This is a genomic window from Solidesulfovibrio sp. DCME, from assembly GCF_049995385.1.
In the GTDB taxonomy this organism is placed as follows: domain Bacteria; phylum Desulfobacterota; class Desulfovibrionia; order Desulfovibrionales; family Desulfovibrionaceae; genus Solidesulfovibrio.
Genome location: NZ_CP188261.1, coordinates 4,226,517 through 4,244,028, shown reverse-complemented (window position 1 = coordinate 4,244,028; position 17,512 = coordinate 4,226,517). Strand labels below are relative to the sequence as shown.

General features: G+C 66.5%; 10 protein-coding genes, 1 tRNA gene and 1 pseudogene. 9 read left to right on the top strand and 3 right to left on the bottom strand.

From position 1 onward, the window contains the following. The first annotated feature begins 106 nt into the window (after positions 1-106). Entirely contained in the window at positions 107-1,288 is a 1,182-nt protein-coding gene (locus tag ACP59X_RS18720) for an iron-containing alcohol dehydrogenase (protein ID WP_428561340.1), read from the top strand. A gap of 457 nt (positions 1,289-1,745) precedes the next feature. Further along, positions 1,746-3,236: an outer membrane homotrimeric porin gene (locus ACP59X_RS18715; protein ID WP_428561337.1), complete on the top strand. Its 1,491-nt coding sequence runs from the start codon at positions 1,746-1,748 to the stop codon at positions 3,234-3,236. A gap of 107 nt (positions 3,237-3,343) precedes the next feature. On the opposite strand, the gene ACP59X_RS18710 is transcribed toward ACP59X_RS18715, so the two are convergent. After that, positions 3,344-3,553, bottom strand: a complete 210-nt coding sequence (locus ACP59X_RS18710; protein WP_428561334.1) for a hypothetical protein — start codon at positions 3,551-3,553, stop codon at positions 3,344-3,346. Positions 3,554-3,705: 152 nt separating this feature from the next. Beyond that, positions 3,706-10,137, bottom strand: a complete 6,432-nt coding sequence (locus ACP59X_RS18705) for a PAS domain-containing protein (protein WP_428561331.1) — start codon at positions 10,135-10,137, stop codon at positions 3,706-3,708. Between the two features lie 367 nt (positions 10,138-10,504). Here ACP59X_RS18705 and ACP59X_RS18700 point away from each other — a divergent pair, with 367 nt between their 5' ends. Next, the gene (locus ACP59X_RS18700; RefSeq protein ID WP_428561329.1) at positions 10,505-10,822 is read left to right on the top strand and encodes a hypothetical protein; all 318 of its coding nucleotides are present in this window, start codon (positions 10,505-10,507) and stop codon (positions 10,820-10,822) included. Positions 10,823-11,861: 1,039 nt separating this feature from the next. Here the strand turns inward: ACP59X_RS18700 and ACP59X_RS18695 are convergent. Then, positions 11,862-11,938, bottom strand: a tRNA-Met gene (locus ACP59X_RS18695). A 437-nt stretch (positions 11,939-12,375) separates the two neighbouring features. Here ACP59X_RS18695 and rpmH point away from each other — a divergent pair. From rpmH to ACP59X_RS18665, 6 genes and pseudogenes are all read left to right on the top strand, one after another. Beyond that, entirely contained in the window at positions 12,376-12,513 is a 138-nt protein-coding gene (gene rpmH / locus ACP59X_RS18690; protein WP_009107569.1) for a 50S ribosomal protein L34, read from the top strand. A 62-nt stretch (positions 12,514-12,575) separates the two neighbouring features. Further along, positions 12,576-12,887 (top strand): annotated as a pseudogene (gene rnpA, locus ACP59X_RS18685) (ribonuclease P protein component); the annotation flags it as partial. Positions 12,888-12,891: 4 nt separating this feature from the next. After that, complete coding sequence (gene yidD, locus ACP59X_RS18680; protein ID WP_428561327.1) at positions 12,892-13,278, top strand: membrane protein insertion efficiency factor YidD; 387 nt, start codon at positions 12,892-12,894, stop codon at positions 13,276-13,278. After that, the gene (gene yidC, locus ACP59X_RS18675) at positions 13,184-14,782 is read left to right on the top strand and encodes a membrane protein insertase YidC (protein ID WP_428561325.1); all 1,599 of its coding nucleotides are present in this window, start codon (positions 13,184-13,186) and stop codon (positions 14,780-14,782) included. The genes yidD and yidC overlap by 95 nt, the downstream gene beginning before the upstream one ends. A gap of 64 nt (positions 14,783-14,846) precedes the next feature. Next, positions 14,847-15,971 (top strand): RNA-binding cell elongation regulator Jag/EloR, encoded by a 1,125-nt coding sequence (gene jag, locus ACP59X_RS18670; protein ID WP_428561322.1) that lies wholly within the window; start codon positions 14,847-14,849, stop codon positions 15,969-15,971. A 636-nt stretch (positions 15,972-16,607) separates the two neighbouring features. Further along, entirely contained in the window at positions 16,608-17,504 is an 897-nt protein-coding gene (locus tag ACP59X_RS18665; RefSeq protein ID WP_428561320.1) for a DMT family transporter, read from the top strand. Positions 17,505-17,512 lie beyond the last annotated feature (8 nt).

Sequence of the window (17,512 nt, the reverse complement as noted above, 5' to 3'; positions counted from 1 at the left end):
TGCCTCTATTGTCGTGCGTTGCGTCCAATAATCGACCTTTCCGCCTGACGGCGGCTGGAAAATGGATTTATTGCGACAACAGGAATCAACAACTTCGGAGGATGTCATGGCAGTTCAAGAGCAAGTCTACGGCTTTTTCATCCCCAGCGTCACGTTGATCGGTATCGGCGCCTCCAAGCAGATCCCCGAGAAGATCAAGGCCCTGGGCGGCAGCAAACCGCTGCTCGTCACGGACAAGGGCGTGGTGGCCGTGGGCATCTGCAAGCAGGTCACCGACCTGCTCGACGCCGTCGGCATGCCCTACGTCGTCTACGACGAGACCGTGCCCAACCCCACGGACAAAAACGTCCACGACGGCGTGGAAATCTACAAGAAAAACGGCTGCGACAGCCTCATCACCCTGGGCGGCGGCTCCTCCCACGACTGCGGCAAGGGCATCGGGCTCCTCGTCTCCAACGGCGGCGCCATCCACGACTACGAAGGCATCGACAAGGCCACCAAGCCGCTGATGCCCTACCTGGCCGTCAACACCACCGCCGGCACGGCCTCGGAAATGACCCGCTTCGCGGTCATCACCGACACCTCCCGCCATGTGAAGATGGCCATCGCCGACTGGCGCATCACCCCGGGCATCGCCATCGACGACCCGGTGCTCATGGTCGGCATGCCCCCGGCGCTGACCGCCGCCACGGGCATGGACGCCCTGACCCACGCCGTGGAGGCGTTCGTGTCCACCATCGCCAACCCCATGACCGACGCCTGCGCCATCGAGTCCATCAAGCTGGTGTTCAAGTACCTGCGCAAGGCCGTGGCCAACGGCCAGGACCTGACGGCCCGGGAAGGCATGTGCTTCGCCCAGTACCTCGGCGGCATGGCCTTCAACAACGCCAGCCTCGGCTACGTGCACTCCATGGCCCACCAGCTCGGCGGCTTCTACAACCTGCCCCACGGCGAATGCAACGCCCTGCTGTTGCCCCACGTGGAGCAGTTCAACCTGATCGCCAAGGTCGAGAAGTTCGCCGAGATGGCCCAGATCATGGGCGAGAACACGGCCGGCCTGTCGCCGCGCGACGCCGCCGAACTGGCGCTCAAGGCCATCCGCCAGCTCTCCGCCGACGTCGGCATCCCGGCCACCCTGGTGGAATTGGGCAAGCGCTACGGCAAGGAAGTCAAGGCCACCGACATCCCGACCATGACCGCCAACGCCCAGAAGGACATCTGCAAGTACACCAACCCGCGCTGCGCCACGGACAAGGACATCGCGGACATCTACACCGGCGCGCTGTAAGGCACGCCTGCCGGCGGACGCGGCGGCCTGGCCGGCCGCGTCCGCCGGGCCGCGACGGGGCCGCGGCCCCGCCATCCGACAAGGGCTCGTCCCATCGCCGCGCCGGCGCACAGCCATGGTGCCAACCGATGGGTCGACGTTCGTGACGCGACGCCGGACGAGCCCTTCTTGCATGGCCTGAGGGCGCCCGTGCGCCGGTGGGGGCAGCCGAGAGCGGCGTCCTCGCGCCGGCGGCCGGGGCTAAAGCGGCGCCCTTGCGCCGGCTGGGCAGCCGAAACCGGCGCCCGCGCCATTCGCATCGAGGCCGTGGGGCTCCCCGCGGCAGGGTTCATGGTTCGCACCCGAAGGGGAGGGGTTTTTTCGGGCTTGTCCGCGCGGGACGGGCGGTGGGGATTGTTGCGCCAAGCGGCCGTCGCGCGCCGTCCCCGGCGGATGGAAACCTGCAAAGGAGGGGGATATGCGACGTTTGGGACTGCTTGCCGTTATTGTCGTCCTGGCCGGCCTGGCCGGGTCGGGCCGGGCCCTGGCCGCGACCGAGGTGCGCATGACCGGCGATGCCCGGGTCTACGGCGACTTTTTCGCCAACCGCAACTTCACCGGCTGGAACAACCCCTACTGGACCAGCGAAACGCCGACCTGGCGCCCGGCCGGGGTGCGCACCGAGGAGCGCTTCCAGATCTGGGAACGCTTCCGCCTGCGCACGGACTTCCGGGCCAACGAGGCGGTGCAGTTCCGCCTGGGCGTCAAGGTGGAGGACGTCTGGGGCCACGGCACCCTGACCGCCGCCAACCCGACCGCCTCCCTGGAGGTCTACGAGGCCTACCTGCAATTCAAATGGCCCGACAGCGCCGTGCAGGTCACGGCCGGGCTCCAGCCCTGCGGCTTCACCCAGAGTTCGTTTTTCAACGGCAGCCCCATTTTCGACGCCAAGGCCACGAGCCTGGTGGTGACGGCGCCGCTTGTGCCCGACCGGCTGACCCTGGTGCTCGCCTACACCCGCACCATCGCCAGCGCCCGGACCTACGAGCCCAACCTCCAGGAGGTCTACCGCAACCAGGAAGGCTACGCCCTCATCCTGCCCGTCACCCTGGAGGGGTTTACCGCCAAGCCGTTCTTCGACTTCTCCGTGGGCGGCAAGGGCGCCTACTACATCACCGAGGGCGGCTGGGCCGAGGGGCTCATATCGGCCGGGCTGCTGGCCCAGTCGCCGGCCGGCTGGAAGGACAACTTCATCAACGTGCTGTGGGCCGGCCTGCCCCTGGAGCTGACGGCCCTCGATCCCTTCCGGTTCTACGCCGACGTGCTGTGGGGCCACGTGGGCCTCAACGAGTACCAGAAAAACCAGCGCCGGGGCTGGTTCGTGGACGCGGCCGCCGAGTACGTGGGCTTCGGCTGGTTCGTGCCCCAGGCCTTCGGCTGGTGGTCCACCGGCGAGGACAGCTCCATGCGCAACGGCTCCGAGCGCCTGCCGGTCTATTTTCCTGGGCATTACGACGACAAGGAGAGCACCCAGGCCTGGAACGCCGGCAACAGCTTCCTGTTCGACGGCGGCCAGGAACTGGGCAAGGGCTCGAACATGACCGTCAGCCCGGCCGGGAACTGGGGCTTTGGCGTCTCCATCAACAAGGTCAAGTTCCTGGACAGCCTGGAACAGCGCCTGACCGCCGTGTACGTGCGGGGCAACAACGCGCCCCGGGCCATCCGCGACGCCAACGCCATCCTCGGCAGCAATCCGCTGTTTGTCATGGGCCGCGACCTGACGGTCAACGAGTGGATCGTGGGACTCAATTTCGACAGCAAGTACAAGCTGTACGAAAACCTGGCCCTGGTTGTGGAAACCGGCTGGGCCCATCCCGGGGCGTTCCAGACCAGCGTGTGGGGTTCCCGCCTGGCGCACAAGGCCGAGGATGCCTGGAAAGCGGCCCTGGGCTTTACCTATACGTTCTGAGGCACGGGCGCCGTGACGCCGTCGCGGCGCCCTGCGCCCTGGCCTGCGCCCTGGCCCGCGCCCTGGCCCGATGGTGGCCCGGCGGCGGGCCGGCGGTGGGCCGCCCGTCAGTCGGCCAGTTCCCAGCGCTGGCCGTCGGCGGACAGCCGGGTGGTCACGGTTTTGCGGGCCCCGCAGTGGCGGCAGAACACTTCCACGGTGCGGGTCGTGGCCGTGCTGCCCGCTTCCGAGGACCGCAGGGCCGGTTTTTCGCAAAAAATGCAGTCGAATTCCGGTTCGACGTTGGCGGGTGCCGGTTCGTGGATGGTGAAGTTCATGGGGGCTCCTGTTGCTCGGGTGGGGTGGGCCTGCGCCCACCGGGGCGAAGTCGGCCTGGTCCTGTCCTACGAGGCGATACGTCGGGCGGGGCGTCCTTGTCCAGTCGGATGCGGTCCCGGGCGTCGGGAAAAGCCGTGACGGTCACCCCGGGTTAGGCGCCGCTTCGCCTGGCCAGGGCCTGTTCGATGGCCAGCAACATGACCTCCCGGTCCACGGGCTTGGGGATATAGGCGTCCATGCCGGCCTTGAGGAAGATGTCCCGGTCGCCGCTCATGGCGTAGGCGGTCAGGGCCACGATGGGAATGTCGCGGTCGAGCGTGCCGCTGGCGTCGCCGCGGATGGCCCTGGTGGCGGTCAGGCCGTCGAGGACCGGCATCTGGATGTCCATGAGCACGCAGTCGAAGGGCTCCCGGCGCAGCGCCTCCAGGGCCTGGCGACCGTCGGCCACGGCGGTCACCCGGTAGCCGGCCTTCTCCAGCAGGCGCCGGACGCTCAGTTGGCTGATCGGTTCGTCCTCGGCCAGGAGGATACGGCAGCCGGTCCGGGGGCCGGGCGCGGGGGGCCGGGCGGCATCGGCCTCGCCGGTGTGCCCCTGGGGCAGCCCCAGGGGCAGCATGAGGTAGACGGTCGTGCCTTGCCCCTGGGTGCTCTCGATGGCCATGGTTCCGCGCATGAGGTCCACCAGGCGCTTGGTGATGGTCAGACCCAGCCCGGCCCCTTGCTGGGAACGGGTATAGGAGCCTTCCGCCTGGATGAACGGATCGCACACCGAGCCCAGCTTGTCGTCGGGGATGCCCGCCCCGCTGTCCGCCACGCAGAAAAGGAGCCGCACCCGGCTTGGCGAAACGGGAAGCAGGCCGGAGATGCTCAGGTGGACCGCGCCGCGGGTGGAGAATTTGAGGGCGTTGCCCACCAGGTTGAACAGGACCTGGCGGATGCGCAGTTCGTCCCCGAGCAGGGCCTGGGGCAGGCCGGGCGCGAGTGCGAAGGTCAGGCCCAGCCCCTTCTCGCGGCTTAAGGGCATGAAGGTGTCGCGCAGGGCGTCGACGAGGTCGTCCAGGCGCAAGGGGGCCTCGACGAGGGGCAAGCGCCCGGCCTCGATGCGGGAGAGGTCCAGGATATCGGAAAGCAGCCGGGTCAGGCGCGTTCCCGACCGGATGGCCATGTGGGTGTACTGATCCTGCTCCGGGTCCAGCGGCGTGGTGCGCAGGAGCTGGAGCATGCCCAGCAGGCCGTTGAGGGGCGTGCGGATCTCGTGGCTCATGTTGGCCAGAAATTCGCTTTTGGCCCGGTTGGCGGCCTCGGCCGCCTCCTTGGCCTGGAGGATGGCCATCTCGGCCTGCTTGCGCACCGTGACGTCCTCGCTGAAGCAGACGATGCCGCCGATCTCCCCGCCGGGCGTCCGCCAGGGCCGGATCTCCCAGGACACGAACTGGGTGCGGCCGTCCAGGCGCACGAAGGGATCGTTGTCGGCCCGCTCGACGTTCCCGGCCAGGCAGCGGCGGTGTATCGTTTTCCACCGTTCGGGGCTTTCCGGAAAGATCGCGTAATAAGACTGCCCCAGGATGGTCCGGCCGCCCAGGCCGTAGTCTTCGCTCCAGCGCTTGCTGGCGGCCAGGTAGACCATGTCGCGGTCGAACATGGCGATGGCCGCCGGGGCATGCTCCACGAAAAGGCGCAACTGCTCCTCGCGTTCGGCCAAGGCCTCCTCGAAGTGCTTGCGCGCGGTGATGTCCACGAAGCTGGCCAGAAAGCCCTGGCCGATGGCCATGCCCGAGATGAGCACGGACAGCGTCCGGCCGTCCTTGGCGGTGACGCGGTATTCGGCCTGGGCGACCTCGTGGGGGCCGGCCCCTTGCCCCTGCAGGGCCAGGTTCCAATGCTCGAAGACGTGCCGGCGGTAGTCCGGGTCGGGGTAGGCCCTGGTCCGCCAGGCCTCCAGGGTGGGGATGTCCTCCAGGGTATAGCCGAAAAGCGCGGTGAAGCGTTTGTTGAGGTTGAGGATGCGCCCTTCCTGGTCTACATAGCCCATGGGCACCGGCGAGAAGCTGAACAGTTCTCTGAAGCGCCTGGCGCTGCTTTCCTCGGCCTGGCGCGCTTCCCAGACTTCGGTCACGTCCTGGAACATGGTCACGAAGCGCTCGTCCTGGAGGGGAAAGGCGGAGACCCGGAAATGCTTGCCCAGTTCCGGGAGGGCGGTTTCGAAGGTGACCGGCTGGCGCGTTTGCAGCAGGGGGAGGTAGACATCCAGGTTGGGCGCCTGCACCAGGCCGAAGATCTCGCGCACCTCGCGCCCGACGGCGGCGTTGCGCCCGACGCCGAGAATGCGCTCGTAGGCCGGGTTGGTGTCGAGGACACGGTAGTCCACGGGCTGGCCGGCCGCGTCGCGCACCAGTTCCAGCACGCACAGGCCCTCGTTCATGGCTTCGAACAGGGAGCGGTATTTGGCCTCGCTTTGGCGCAGCGTCTCGCCGGCCACGTGCCGTTCGGTGACCTCGAAGGCCAGGATGAGCAGGCGGTGGACCTTGCCAGCGGCGTCCGCCAGGGGGATGTAGTCGGCGTCCCACCAGGTCGGACGCTCCGCCAAGGGAACCGGAAAGTCGCGCAACGAGGCGGTTTGGCCCGTGGCGTAGACGGAATCGAAAAGAGCGGTGACCTCCTCGGCCACCTCGGGGAACAGCTCGGCCACGCTACGGCCGATCATGGGGCCGGGGAGGGCCTTGGGCAGGGATTCGTAGACGGCGTTGGCCAGGACGTAGCGGTGCTGCGGGCCTTCCACCACGCCGATGAGGATGGGCGCGTTGCCGATCAGGCTTTCCAGGAAGGATTTCTGGCGCTCCACTTCCTGAAGGTAGTCGGCGCGTTCCCGTTCCAGGCGCTTGCGGTCGGTGATGTCCAGGGCCAGCCCGAGGTAGCCGGCGGCCTTGCCCTGGGAGTCGCGCTGCAACTCGCCCAGGGAGAGGATCCAGCGTTCCTGGCCGTCATGGGTGTTCACCCGGTATTCCACGAACAGCGGAGCCTCGTTTCGGGCCAGTTCCGTCACTTCGCGCCCGGCCCGCTCCCGGTCGCCCGGATGCACGGAACGCAACCAGGCGTCGTAAGAGGGTTGGTCCTGCTCCGGGTCCAGTTCGTAGAGCCGGTAGGTTTCGGGGGACCAGGTATTCGCGTTGGTGCGCAGATTCCATTCCCAGGTGCCGGCCTTGGCCGCGGCCAGGGCCAGGTGCAGCTTGTCCTCGGCCGCCTTGCGCCGGGTCAGGTCCAGGCAGTAGGCCAGCCGGGTCTCGGGCCGCCCCGCGGCGTCCGTGAGCACGGTGATTTCCACCAGCACCGGGAAGACGGAGCCGTCCTTGCGCCGGTGTTGGGATTCGAACAGGCCATGGCCGGTGCGGTCGGCGTCGGCGATGTGTTCGAGCAGGGCCGGGCGCACCGATTCGGGATAGACCGTCAGCAGGGAACGGCCGGCCAGTTCCTCGGGCGTGTAGCCGCGTTCCCGGGCGAACGAGGGATTGACGGAGACAAAGGTGTTGTCGCGGACCCGGGCGATGGCCAGGCCGAACCCGGCCTGCTCGAAGAGGTGCTGCCAGCGCAGGGCCCCGGCCTGGGCCTGCTTGAGGGCGGTGATGTCCATGAACGCGCCCACGGCTCCGTAGACCTGGCCGAGAAAGTTGCGCAGCGGCGCGGCGTTGCCGAAAATGGTGCGCCGTTGCCCGTCGGCGAAGGCCAGGTCGATTTCCTGGCCGGTGACGTACTCGCCCCGGGCGGCGCGCTGCATGGGCAGTTCGCCGGCGGGCAGTTCGACCTCGCCGCGCATGGGCCGGTAGGGGAGCCCGCCCGCGCTCTTGCTGACGTTCGATCCCGGGGCCATGCGCAACAGGCGGTAGCTGGCCTGGTTGCCGACGATGGTGGCCGCCTCGGAGTCCCGGCTGATCCAGACGGCGGCCGGCGCCTGCTCCATGATGGCTTCCAGTTCCACCGCCCGCTGCTCGGACTCCCGGCGGGCGGCCTCCAGTTCCCGGGTGCGGGCCGCGACCTGGGCTTCCAGGGTTTCGTTGCTGCGCCGCAACACCTCCTCGGCGGCCTTGAGCTTGGTGATGTCGGCATAGGTCATGACCACGCCTTCGGTCTGCCCATGGCGGCCGAGGAACGGGAACACCCGTTTGAGCAAGGTGCGCCCGTCGCGGTGGAAGACCTCGGTTTCCTCTTCCAGGCCCGTGGCCAGGGTGTTTTCCGCCTGGGCCAGGAGGGCTTCGTCCCGGACCTGGGCCTTGACCTCGCCGATGGCCCGCCCCTGGTCCGCCGGCGTCAGGTAGAACACCTCCATGGCCGAGGGGGTGAAGCGCAGGATGCGCAGGCGCTTGTCCAGGAAGACCATGGGGATGTTGGCGCCGCGCAGCAGGCTTTCCACAAAGGCGTTGGCCTGGGCGAGCTCCTCGACCTTGACGGAGAGCTCTTCGTTTAAGGATTGCAGCTCCTCGCGCGAGGCGTCCATTTCCTCGTTGGTGGACTGCAACTCCTCGTTGATGCTGGTGAGTTCCTCGTTGGAGGCCCGCAGCTCCTCGTTGAGCTTCTCGTATTCCTCCGTCACCGTGCCCACCAGTTCCTGGGCCTGGAGCAGTTCTTCCTCGTAGCGCCGCACCAGGCCGGATTCGCCCTCCCGTTGCGGCGCCAGGGCGTCGTCGGTGGGCTCGCCCGAGGGGCCGGGCTCGAAGATCACCAGCAGGAATTCCAGGCGGCCCTGGCCATCCAGGACCGGTTCCACGCGCAGGTCCAGGCGCAGGGGCGGCTCCTCGGCCAGGCGCAGGCCCATGGCCGCCGCCGGGGCCAAGGTCGCGGCGGCCTGCCCCAGCGCCGAGCGCAGGTGGCGCCGCAGGTCCGGGCGGGCCAACTGGAGCAGGTGGAGGCTGGGCTCCCCGGCGCCAAGGCCCAGGAAGGGGCGCATGTCCCCGTTGACGTGCAGGACCTTGAAGGCCGGGTTCACCAGCACGGCCGGCGGGTCGTACCGACGCCGGAACACCGCGCCGACCACCTCCGCCGGCGGTTTGGCCGACCCGGGCCGGCCGGGCGGCGGCGGGGCGGCCGCGGGCCGGAGGCGCGGCAAGGCCGCCGGGCGGCGCGGGCCGTTGTCCGGCCCTTCGGCCTTGGACCGGAAGATGCGCCACTTCCGGTCCACGACGGCCAGGCCCAGGTCGTCGGTCGGCAGGGTCTCGGCCGATCCGAGAAAGAGGAAGCCTCCCGGGTTGAGGCAGCCGACGAGCTGGGACAGGGCCTTTTCCTGGAGGGGCCGGGTCAGGTAGATCAGGAGGTTGCGGCAGATGGCCAGGTCGATGTGGACAAAGGGCGGGTCCTGCAGAAGGTTGTGGTGGACGAAGACGATGCGTTCCCGCAATTCCGGCCGCACCGTGCCGCCCGCCTCGTCTTTTGTGAAATGGCGTTCGCGGCGCGCGGGGGAGAGGCCTTCCAGGGCCTTGTCCGGATACCATCCTTTGCGGGCGGTCTCCACGGCCTTGGCGTCGATGTCCGTGGCGAAGAGCTTGACCGCCGGATGCGGGCTGCCCTCCGTGCGGAACTCGTCGAGGAGCATGGCGACGGAGTAGGCTTCCTCGCCCGTGGAGCAGCCTGCCACCCAGATCCGCAAGGGTTCCCCCTCGACGCGCCCGGCGGCGAGCCCCGGCAGGACCTTGTCGCGCAGGAGGTCGAAGGCCTCGGGGTCGCGGAAAAAGGAGGTCACGCCGATAAACAGGGATTGGTAGAGCCTGCGGCGTTCCGCGGCGCTTTTTTCCAGGAGTTCGAGATAGGTGTCGCGGTGGGCGTGGCCGGCCAGCAGCCGGCGTTTCTCGATGCGCCGGGCGATGGTGCTTTGCCGGTAGCCGGAGAGGTCCTGGCCCGTCTCGCTGCGCAGCAGATCGAGAATCCTGTGGTAGCGGGCGGCACTGTCCGCCTCGGTTTCCCCGGTCTGTTCGAAACACCGGGCCAGGCCTTTGGCGAGTTCGTCCGGGGGGAGCACGCTGTCGACGACGCCCGTGGTCAGGGCGCTTTCGGGCATGTCCGGATGGATGGCCGTGGCCGGGTCCTGGACCAGGACCAGGCCGCCGGCTCGGGCTATCTGCACGACGCCCTCGGTCCCGTCCGCGCCCGCGCCGGAGAGGATGACGCAACCGGCGTTGCCGCCTTGGTCCCTGGCCAGGGCTTCGAGGAATCGGTCGAACAGCTTGTGGTCGTGGACCCGGGCCGGAAGCAGGAGCAGGACGCCGTGCTGGATGTCCAGTTCCCGTCCGGGCGGCAGGACGTGGATGACGCCGGCTTCGAGGGGCGTGCTTTGGCCGATCTCGCGCACGGGGAGGCTGGTGAAATCGGCGAGCACTTCCGTCAGGTGGCTCGCCTTGTCCTTGGCCAGGTGCATCAGGACGACGCAGGCGGCATGGAAGGGGTCGGGCAGGCTGCCGAGGAGGGTATGGAGTGCCTGTATGCCGCCGGCCGAGGCGCACAGCGCCACCACGGGGAAAGGCAAAGGAGGGTGGGCTGGTATGGTGTTGCCTGTCTGGGCTTTGGGATGCGCGGACTCGTCAACGGGGCGTTCGTCCATAAAGCCGATCCCTGAAGCGTTCGAAAGATTGTCGTTAATTTAAAAGGAAGTAGATTCAACGAAATACAATATTCTGGGGTTTTCGTCCATCAGGAAAACCGATTTGGCTGGCAAAAAGGGGTATGTCGCCGGTATATAAGCAACCTCCGGAAAGCGTCCCACGGCCGCGGTGGTATGTTCGACCATGGGGTGTGGTTCGGACTGCGGATGGGGTGGTGTGACGGTTAGCCCCGCTACATAGCTTGTCATGGGCGGGCTGCTTCTTCGGAGGTGGACCGCTTTTCCGTTGCCGTGCTGTCCCCCGTCTGTCCCCGGCAGGATGGTAAGTGGCTGGAATCCTTCAAAGGTAACGAATCGCTACTTTTAGATGAGTACGCGCAAGCTGCTGGAATTATTTGAAAACGTCTATTTAACGGTTTTAGAATTATCTCGTAACATACTGGAATTGCTTAGAACCGGCGAATCGCCGTTTTTGAAATGGCGTTTATCCTGGCGGCCGACATCACCACTTCGTCTTGTCGAACAACCCGCGCTTGGAAAGTTCTTGGGACTTGTATTTATCAAAGTCGAAATGCCCGGGGATAGTCGCGCCATCATTGCTATTGGCAGCTATTGCGAAGATGGCCAACATGGCGATGAGGCCCACGGCAAGGCAGATAAAAATCCATTCCATGATCCTCAATAACAGGAACCAGGACACGTGTCATTAAGCAAGATTGCCGAGGTCCGTAGCGCCCTGTTTTCGCGTCCTGGCGATCGAGCGGGGCAAAGTGTTATGGGCGGGGCTGGCGTCGAGCCTGGGGGCGGATATGGCGCGTGGGGCAATGTTGAGAATCGTCAGCTTTGGAAATAGGGGTGGGGACCCCACTTGCCCAGCGGGCACGATTTTGCCCTTTGCCGCGCGGGGGTTCTAACGGTCCGATTTCGGACCTTTTGCCCCACTTGGGGGCGAAAGAAACCTCCTCTTTCGGAGTTTTTGACCGCCAGATCAAAAAGCGGGAATTCCCACCTTTTTCGCGACCGCCAGGATAATGCAACCCTGGATTGCAGTTGCGACGCCCGCAATTCTGTGTTGGTTGCCCGGCAGGATAAGGACGCCGCAGTTTTGCGGAGTCAGACGCCGAAATGACGCTGCAACGCCCGTATGGCTCTATAGCGCCTCACTTTTGCGGTTTTGCCGTCTGCATGGCCTTTGCATCGTCTGCCGAGAAAACAGGGCTGTATCAGGCGCTAATGGGGTCGGGGTGGGCATGGGCAGGGGGTGTCGGTGCTGACGACATCCTCTTGCCGGGGTGGTTGAGTTCCCCCAAGCCGGGGAGCGCAAATTCAAGCCGGGGAAGGCCGGGCACTGAGCGAACTGTTTCGCCGAGTGGTCGGCGGGCTGGTGGCGCAATTCTGCGCCGCGAGTGGCAGGGCTGAACACGGTTATGTGTCGAGCGGTCGGTGGGTACGGCAGGCGGGAACTCAGTCGGGCGGTCGATTCTGTGGGGGAAACCTTCCCGTCCTCCACAAGCCGTTTCACACCAGGAACGGTGAGGCGGTCAAAGGCAGACTGTCCCCAGCAAGTCCCCAGCATGGGGAAGCCGTTCGTGCCCATCTCAGCGGTGGACGCGGCCCTTACATTAATACTGGTTGCTACCCGTTATGGTCGTATCTGCTGGGGATAGTGCTGGGGAAAGAAAAAGGGCCTATAGCCTTTTTAGCTGTAAGCCCTTGAACTTCCTTGGTTGCGGGGGTGGGATTTGAACCCACGATCTTCGGGTTATGAGCCCGATGAGCTACCGGTCTGCTCCACCCCGCGTCAGTGGAGAAATGCTTCTAGGCCCTTCCCCCCTTCCCGTCAAGCGAAATTTGTGGAATTCTTTGGCCCGGCCGGAAATGAGAAAACTTCTTCCGCGATTATAAAGTATTATGGATCCATTCTGGCGAATTGCCCTGATTGGCGCCGGGTTTGGGCTCCTGGCCGCTTCCCTGGCAGCCAAAAAAAAGGCAGGATGCCTCGCCGTGGCCGGGGTGTGCCTGCTGACGGGCCTGGCTGTCCGGGACGCCGACCCCGTTCTGGCCCTGGGCGCTTTCGCCCTGGCCGCCGCCGGCCCGTGGCGGCCCGCCCGACGGGATGTGCCCCCGCAACAGACCGGCTCCAGGGGAACCCGCCGCAAGCGACCCGGTCAACATCCTTGACGGAACCCCCTTCGATGGGTATTGAAAAAAGTTCATCACAACTTTCGGAGATCATGCATGAGCAAGAAAACATACCAGCCCAGCAAAATCCGCAGAAAACGTACCCACGGCTTCCTCGTCCGCTCCAGGACCAAGAACGGACAGGCCATCCTGCGCCGCCGCCGCGCCAAGGGCCGCAAACGGCTGGCCGTCTAGGCTTTCCTCCGGCGCACAGGCTCCGGACGCGAAGAGAGTTCGCGGCCTGCTTCGAGGCGGGCCGCCGCTACCATGGCAAGACTTTCCTCCTGTTCGCCCTGCCGCGCAGGGAGCGCGAAGACCCCTGGCGCCTCGGCATGGCCATCGGCAAAAAAGTCGGCAATGCCGTCGTCAGAAACCGCGTCAAACGCGTCCTGCGCGAGTGCTTCCGCCTTGGCGCTCCGAAAGCCGTTTCCGCTCTGGATATCGTGGCCGTCGCCAAAAAAAACCTCGATCCGGCGTCCCTGACGCTGGATATGGCTTGTCGCGACCTTTGGCCGCTGTTGGCGCGCATGGCCAGGGACCTCGACCGCCCGCCCCAACGGGAAGCGTGAGTGCATGCGAAGCGTCCTCATCTGGGTCATCACCTTGTATCGGCTTGCCCTTTCGCCCCTCAAGCCGCCATGCTGCCGCTTCGTCCCCACCTGCTCCGAATATGCCCTGGAAGCGGTGGGGCGCTTTGGTGCATGCAAGGGGGGGCTATTGACCTTGTGGCGGCTGCTGCGCTGCCATCCGTTCGCCCGGGGCGGCTTCGACCCCGTTCCGCTCGCCCCTTGGCCGCGCCCCCGGACGCCTAAGGCCGCGTCCCCTGGCCGACCCATCCACTTCTATCGACGGGATTTGAAGGACAATGGAAAACAAACGCGTAATCGTGGCCGTAGTGCTCTCCCTTGCCGTCCTCGTGGGCTGGAACTTCCTGTTCCCGGCCAAACCCCCGGTCCCTAAGACCGACCAGGCGGCCCAAACCCAGCCCGCTCCCGCCCAGAAGGAAGCGACCGCCCCCACGGCCAAGGCCGAAACCCTGGCCGCCTTCGCCCCCACGCCGGGCAAGAAGGTCACCGTGGAAACGCCGCTGTATACCGCGGTCTTCAACGCCACCGGCGGTGTCCTGTCCCAGTTTTCCCTCAAGAACTTCCGTCAGACCATCGCCTCCGATTCGCCGCTCGTCGACCTCGTCAATATCAAGGCCCATGCCAAGGCCCCCCTGGGGCTCATCCTCAACGGCACGCCCACCTGGCAAAACGTCGACTGGTCCGTCGAGGGCGGCGACCTGCGCCTGGGGCCGGCCGATACCGGCACCCTCACCTTCGTCGGCCGCCTGGGCGACGTCGCGATCAAACGCACCATGACCTTTTCCGGCGCCGGCTACCTCGTCGACGAGAAGCTCTCCCTGTCCAACGCCGGCGCCACGCCCCTGCAAAGCCGCCTGTCCATGACCGTGGCCGTGGAACGCCTCTCGGCCGAGGGCGACAGCTACAACCCCACCCAGGCCGCCTTCTACGACACCTCGGGCCTGGAGCTCTTCAACAGCGAAAAGAAGCTGGCCGAGGGCGTTGCCGACGAAAAGCCCGTGCAGTGGGGCGCCGTCATGAGCAACTACTTCCTGGTCGGCGTCATCCCCGAGGCCGACAACCTGCGCGGCAAGGCCAAGATCGAGGAAGGCGTCTTCCGCCTGGCCGTGGACAAGGACGGCCTCGAAACCCCGGCCGGCGGCCGCACCGACCTGACCATCGACTACTACCTGGGGCCCAAGGACCCCAAGTACCTCGCCGCCGCCCCCCACAACCTGTCCGCGGCCATCGACTACGGCTGGTTCGATTTCATCGCCAAGCCGCTGCTCAAGCTGCTGCATTTCTTCTATGATTACGTCGGCAACTACGGCGTGGCCATCATCCTCTTGACCGTGCTCATCAAGGCCATCTTCTGGCCGCTGTCGCACAAGAGCTACAAGTCCATGGAGCAGATGAAAAAGCTCCAGCCCTTGCTCACCCAGCTGCGGGAGAAGTACAAGGACGACCGCCAGAAGATGAACGAAGAGATGATGCAACTGTATAAGACCTACAAGGTCAACCCGGCCGGGGGCTGCCTGCCCATGGTCGTGCAGATCCCGGTCTTTTTCGGCCTCTACCAGGCCCTGCTGCACTCCATCGAACTGCGCCACGCCGCCTTCATCCGCTATCTGCCCTTTACGGACATGGTCTGGCTGGCCGACCTCTCGGCCAAGGACCCCTATTACATCACCCCGCTGATCATGGGCGCCACCATGTTCCTGCAGCAGAAGATGACCCCGGCCCCGGGCGATCCGACCCAGGCCAAGATCATGCTGTTTATGCCCGTGATTTTCACCTTCATGTTCCTGAACTTCCCTTCGGGGCTGGTCGTCTACTGGCTGGTCAACAACGTCATTTCCATCGCCCAGCAGTATTGGATGCTCAACAAGAAATCCTGACGCCATCGTCGGAGAGCGTCCCGGGCCGCGTGGAAAGCGGCGCAAGTGCAATCAAGGAGCGAATATGAGCGAGTTCAAGACCTTCAACGGCAAGACCGTCGACGAAGCCATGGAGGAGGCTTGTCGGCATTTCGCCGTGCCCCGCGAAAAAATGGAAGTGGAGATCCTCTCCGGCGGTTCCTCGGGTATATTCGGCCTGGTCGGCAAGAAAAAAGCCCAGGTGCGGGCCAGGGTGCGCAAGGAAATCAACCTGCTCGAAGATATGGCGGCCAAGGATGCCGCGGACGAATCCGCCCGGCCCGAGGGCAATGGCCGGCCTTCCCGGCCGCCGCGCCAGGCGCCCCCCGTGGCCGAAAACAAACCCGCCCCCGAAACCGCCCCCGAACCGGCGCCCGAGGCTGCCGCGCCCGCCGCCCCCGAACCCGTGGCCCCCCCCGTCGCCGACAGGGCCGAGGCCGCCGCGTCCGTGTCGGCGTCCGACGCCGCTCCCGCCCTCGAGGACGAGGACTTCGGCGAGGACGATGAATACGAGGCCAGCGAAGCCGTCGAGGCCACAGAAGCCGTAGAGCCCCGGGAAACCCCGCGCCGCTCCGGCCGCGCCCCCCGCGAGGAACGCCGGCCCGCCGCCCCGGAAACGCCGCCGGCGCCCCTGACCCCGGAACTCGAAGCCATCGTGCGCGACGTCGTCGGCCGCATGCTCGACGGCATCCTGGGGCAGCTGCCCGAGTTCGAAATTTCCGGCCACAGCGAACGTGTCTCGGTGCTCATCCTCGACGAGGAGAACTCCGGCCTGCTCATCGGCCGCGAAGGCCAGACCCTGGCCTCCATCCAGTACCTCGTCAACCGCATCGTCATCCGCCGCCACGGCAGCCCGGTCAAAGTCCAGATCAATACCGGCGAATACCGTGAACGCCAGGACGACAACCTGCGCAAGATGGCCATCTTTCTGGCCGACAAGGCCAAAACCCTGGGCCGGCCCCAGTCCACCAAGCCCCTGTCCTCCTACCACCGCCGGGTCGTCCACCTGGCCCTGCAAGAGGACGAATCCATCTCCACCCGCTCCAAGGGCGAAGGGCCGCTCAAACGCGTGCTCATCGTCCCGCGCGGCGCGCGCGCCGGTAACGGCGCCCCCGGCGGCAACGGTGCGGCCGGGGGGAACGGCGCCCCGGGCAACGAGGCGCAGCGGTAGGACAGCAGGGCAGCAGGGCAGCAGGGCAGTAGGGTAGGAAAGAGGAAGATGCCTCCGGCGGCCAGGAGGGGATGATCCCCTCCTGGACCTCCCCGATGATGCGGGCGGGTGGAACGTCGGAGACAACGTCGGGCGGCGGGGCGTCGGCCGGTGTGGTGACGGAAATGGGCCTGGCGTGCTGGCCGCAAAACCGGCCAGCACGCCAGGCCCATTTCCGCCACCACGGGCGCCAGCGGCGAAGCGCCGCATTGGAAGAAAAGATTCCTTTGAAGGCCTCTTGAAGAGGTTTTCAAAGCGAAATTTCAAGACTTCGGCCCGAAGGGCCGACGGCTGGGCGAGGCCGGAATCGCGCCTTCGAGCCTGCCGCGCAAGCGGCGGCATCGAAGGCGCGATTCCGGCCTCGCATCTTGGCCCCGCACCGGACTAGGCAAACGGTGACCGTTGCCTCTCCCGCCCGCCCAAGCCGGCCGGGGGGGCTGGGGGGCGTGACGCCCCCCAGTGGGGAGGTCCAGGAGGGGCGAAGCCCCGCCAGGCGGGGTCCAGGGGCGGCGCCCCTGGCCGCCGGAGGCATCCTTCCCTGACCATGCCCAGGGTGGACTGCCAAGTCGTGAACTGATGCCCCAAGGAGGTGAGTACGTGCGCAACGCGGCGATACGGGCGGACATCCTGTGTTTGATTACCGCCCTGATCTGGGGGTTTGCCTTCGTGGCCCAGCGTATCGGCATGGACCACATGGGCCCCATGGGGTTCAACGGCATCCGCTTCGCCCTGGGGGCGCTGGTGCTGGCGCCGCTGGCTCTGCGCTCCATGCGGTATCCGCCGCCTGCGCCGTTTCTGGCCGGCGGCAATCCGGGGTTTCCCTGGCTGGGCGGACTGCTCGCCGGCTCGGTGCTCTTTGCCGGGGCGGCCTTGCAGCAGGTGGGGCTCAAGTACACCACGGCCGGCAAGGCGGGGTTCATCACTGGGCTTTACGTCGTGCTGGTGCCGCTTTTGGGCTATTTCATCGGCCAGCGGCCGGCCCGGGGCGACGTGGTGGGCGCGGTGGCCGCGGCCGTGGGCCTGTATTTCCTGTCCGTGACCGAACAGTTCACCTTGGCGCCGGGCGACGGGCTGGAGCTGGTGGGCGCCTTTTTCTGGGCCGGCCATGTGCTGGTCATCGGCTGGCTGTCGCCGCGCACCCGGGCCCTGCCCCTGGCCATGGCCCAGTACGTGGTGTGCGCGGCCTTGAGCCTGGCTTGCGCCCTGGCCCTCGAGGAGCTTTCCTGGGAGGGGGTACGGGGGGCGGCCTGGGCCATCCTGTACGGGGGGCTTCTCTCCGTGGGCCTTGCCTACACCTTGCAGGTGGTGGCCCAGCGCGACGCCAACCCGACCCATGCCGCCATTTTGCTCAGTTTCGAGACGGTCTTCGCCGCCATCGGCGGGGCGCTGGTGCTCGATGAATCGCTGGGGCCACGGGGGCTTTTCGGCTGCGCGCTGATGTTCGCCGGCATGCTGGCCTCGCAGCTGTGGCCGCGGTCCAAGGCGGCGGCCTGACGGGGGCC

Coding starts and splice junctions, on each gene's coding strand:
- ACP59X_RS18705 (WP_428561331.1), bottom strand. CDS start 10,137: ATGGACGAACGCCCCGTTGACGAGTCCGCGCATCCCAAAGCCCAGACA.
- rpmH (WP_009107569.1), top strand. CDS start 12,376: ATGAGCAAGAAAACATACCAGCCCAGCAAAATCCGCAGAAAACGTACC.
- jag (WP_428561322.1), top strand. CDS start 14,847: ATGAGCGAGTTCAAGACCTTCAACGGCAAGACCGTCGACGAAGCCATG.
- ACP59X_RS18720 (WP_428561340.1), top strand. CDS start 107: ATGGCAGTTCAAGAGCAAGTCTACGGCTTTTTCATCCCCAGCGTCACG.
- yidD (WP_428561327.1), top strand. CDS start 12,892: ATGCGAAGCGTCCTCATCTGGGTCATCACCTTGTATCGGCTTGCCCTT.
- yidC (WP_428561325.1), top strand. CDS start 13,184: ATGGAAAACAAACGCGTAATCGTGGCCGTAGTGCTCTCCCTTGCCGTC.
- ACP59X_RS18710 (WP_428561334.1), bottom strand. CDS start 3,553: ATGAACTTCACCATCCACGAACCGGCACCCGCCAACGTCGAACCGGAA.
- ACP59X_RS18715 (WP_428561337.1), top strand. CDS start 1,746: ATGCGACGTTTGGGACTGCTTGCCGTTATTGTCGTCCTGGCCGGCCTG.
- ACP59X_RS18700 (WP_428561329.1), top strand. CDS start 10,505: ATGAGTACGCGCAAGCTGCTGGAATTATTTGAAAACGTCTATTTAACG.